At 57.9% G+C, this 3111-nt stretch carries 2 protein-coding genes and 2 pseudogenes; all 4 read right to left on the bottom strand.

What is annotated here, in order from left to right; genetic code table 11:
* Positions 1-105: pseudogene (locus tag M2282_RS31130) on the bottom strand (phage baseplate assembly protein V); the annotation flags it as partial.
* Between the two features lie 19 nt (positions 106-124).
* Complete coding sequence (locus M2282_RS30930; protein WP_280812588.1) at positions 125-1117, bottom strand: PoNe immunity protein domain-containing protein; 993 nt, start codon at positions 1115-1117, stop codon at positions 125-127.
* A 9-nt stretch (positions 1118-1126) separates the two neighbouring features.
* Entirely contained in the window at positions 1127-2695 is a 1569-nt protein-coding gene (locus tag M2282_RS30925) for a hypothetical protein (protein WP_280812587.1), read from the bottom strand.
* Positions 2692-3111 (bottom strand): annotated as a pseudogene (locus M2282_RS30920) (type VI secretion system tip protein VgrG); the annotation flags it as partial. The gene M2282_RS30925 and the pseudogene M2282_RS30920, both read right to left, overlap by 4 nt.

The raw sequence follows: 3111 nt of genomic DNA, 5'->3' as shown, positions 1-3111 counted from the left end.
CACCACCGGCCGGTCGATGTCGCCTTCGATGAACGACACCAGCACCTCCGAGCCGACGCGCGGCAGATGGTGCGCGCCCCAGTTCGGCCCGGCCATCGCTGTAGCCGTGGGGCTGTCCAGTTCTTTAGAGCTTCGGTGCAGTCTGATCAACGTCCCATTGCCAGAATGTCGAGCCGTAGTCGCTGCCTTCGATGTTCGGCATTACCTCGCCCTGAGTGAAATAGCGACGACTCCCCTTCAACGCAGGCGTGAACCACCAGCCTGCCTGCGGGCACGGCCCTCCTCCCGGTGTACGGCTCGGACCCGAGGGCACAGCTTCTGTTCGATGCTCGCGAGCCCAATCGACAAGGTCCTTCGGGTAGACCAAGTGGTCTCGATAGCTGCTGTCGTCAATGTCCCACAGCACAGTGACCAATGCGGCCTCGAAAGCCCAGTACCCAAAATAGGATGATCCTTCCTTCTCGGTATGCGTGCCATGCCAATAACAGGGGGCCATGTCTTTGTACCAAGTCTCCAGGAACTCCTTTACCAGAGCTGCCCGCTGGTCTGGCTCAAATACCGTGGCGCGTGCCAAAGGTCGATAGGGCTTGGGGTGCAACAGGACTTTCTCGGTTGTCACGTGTGCTCCCGTCAATGCTTGCATCAGATTCTCAAACAAGATATCGCGGCCGCGATTGAAGTCATGTGTCTTGTCGATCCAGCCAATTACCTTGGGAATCAGTGCGTCGTGCCCAAGCAATTTGCACAAAGACAGCAACCACATGACATAGACATAGGCTTCTAACTGCGTGATCTCAAGAGTGTCAGCCTCATTGCGTGACGGGTCTTGCAGGCGAGGGGAAATTTCACTGCCGATGAAGTCATCAAAGTCTTCGATCACACTCGAGAGCTGAGTGCGCAATTCCTCTATGGAATGCCCTGCCGTATAGCGAAGTATCAACAGTTCCAATCCGCCCGTGGCGATCAACCACCGATAGTCAGAAACAGCGTCTTTGACCAATTCGGTCTCGGCAATGTGCCTGCGATCGCCATCGATTCGATGCTTCAGATCGTCATCGAGTTCGCGAGCATGAGCTTCACTCAGAAATCTTTGTCGTCGCGCTTCTTTAAATCCCATCTTCAACTCCTACAGTTTGTTGTCATCCGCCGTATCGGTCTTGCGCGGCTTGGGCGCACGACTCTCCAAGTCCATCCCGGACGCAACGACATCAATAAAGACATATAACTTGAGGGATGCGGCGCCAAGTGCTCCAGGTAGACAGATAAAAATCCAACGGGCATAGCGCGCATCCAGAATCTCCCGGCCTTTTGTCTCACGATAAACCCGGTTTTTCGCACCAGGCTCGTGTCTGTTCAGCGCCTGAGGAATACGGCGGGTTGTCCATCGCGTTCCCAATTGCGTTCCATCGCAAGTGTTGCCAAGTCGATTCTTGGCCTCTTTCTGAATGCCCTCGGTGTCCGCTGGATCGAAAGTCTTGGCGATGTGCTTGGCTTCGAAAACCACGAACTTCGGATACATCGAAGTCACGGGTTTTTTTAGCTCCGTCGCCACATAGTCATATCGCGTCTGAGGCGGCTTATCGCTCGTCGGAATGAAGACCAGTTTGCCGGGCTTCGGCACCGCGACGGTCAAGGGCATCGGATTGGGTTGGTCGAACGGAATCGACTTTTCGAACAAGCCATCCAAGCCCTTGCCCTTTGGAGGATTGACCAAGCGTCGGTACTGCAGCACTTGCTCCATCAGCACATATCCATCGTCTTCGCATTCCGCTCCGTTCTTCTTGTTCTCTTCGCTTTGCGGCTTGCAATCATTGTTCGCCGTATCGGTTACCGCATCCGCTTGAGGCGGCGCATCGGGAATCGGCAGTTGCTGCTTCTTCTCGTATTCAGCACGCCAGCGCCGCAGGTCTTCGTCCTCCGTGTTCTTCTGAAACGCATTGCTCGGGGTCAACACGATCACCAGCACGAACAGCACGATCGCCACTGGCTCCGCCAACAATGCCAACGCGCCTCGCGCGGCAGCGCCTGCACCGGGCCCAGCCACCGGAGGCGGCTCCACTGGTGGTACGAGACGCAAAGGCGGTCTCGCCCTGGGCATGTAAGGCTCATTGGCTGGCGGTACGTCTGTCACAGGCGCATTCGGCAGGGGCTGCGGGCTGGCCTGCGCCAGAAGGACCGGCTCTCCATATGCAGCCATCTCGATGCCCTTGACCTGCCTCTGCAAGATCCCCTTCCAGGCATCGATCTCGACCTTCGCCTTTTTTTCGCCCCCGCGCCAATCGAAGGTTTCGACGTGCTTTCGCGCATCGCCATAACTCTGGCTGTGCATGAAAGCCTGCACTTCGCTCCATGGCCGGCTGTCTGCGGCCATGCCCAACAAGGTACGCGCGGCCCCGTAGCTCGGCATGAAGCCGGAGAAGTAATAACCCAATTGATCGGCGACCTGCGAGCGTTCGCCGCCGCTCAGCACGTAGCTGAGAAAGTCACGCGTCAGATGCAGAAAGTCATCGTCGTTGTGAAAGCCCTTGACCCTAGACAGCCACTGCCCCGCAACTGCCTTGGCCGCATCCGTTTGCCGAATGGCGTCCGCGGGATAGAAGAGCCCGAGAAAACGCTCGATCTCCCCCACCGCCATGCGAACGGCATCCGACAGGTTCGGCTTGACCTGCTGGATGGGAATGGTGCGTGGAATCACGACATCAATCCCTTCACCAGCGCAATGGCCGCATCGGCATCTGTGGCCGCCCCGAAGCGATCATTCGGCCGCTTCGATTCGCCGTCCCACTTGCGCTCGTCCTCGCCCCAGACAACTTTCGCCGAACCCGGCGGCACGCCGTCATGGCGCGCGAAGCCGTTGTCATCGAGCTTTCCGCGGATGACCGCGCCGTTGTCGAAGATCAGCTTGTAGGCGGCGCCTTTGACGGGCTCCAGATCGTCATAGTGGTGATTCAGCTCGATGAAGTGCTGCGCTTCGTTAATTGCCCCGGTAGGCAGGAGCGGCAACTCCGCCGGGCTTCCCTTCGGCCCCACGAAACTCTTGCTCGTCCCCTTCACATCCAGCAACCCCGGCATCTTCAACGTGATGTTCGCCCCATCCAGCTCGATGCTCGT

This window comes from Variovorax boronicumulans (assembly GCF_029892485.1).
GTDB lineage: Bacteria > Pseudomonadota > Gammaproteobacteria > Burkholderiales > Burkholderiaceae_C > Variovorax > Variovorax boronicumulans_B.
The sequence above is the reverse complement of the archived record's forward strand: the minus strand, read 5'-3'. Positions and strand labels throughout refer to the sequence as shown.

Coding starts and splice junctions, on each gene's coding strand:
- M2282_RS30930 (WP_280812588.1), bottom strand. CDS start 1,117: ATGGGATTTAAAGAAGCGCGACGACAAAGATTTCTGAGTGAAGCTCAT.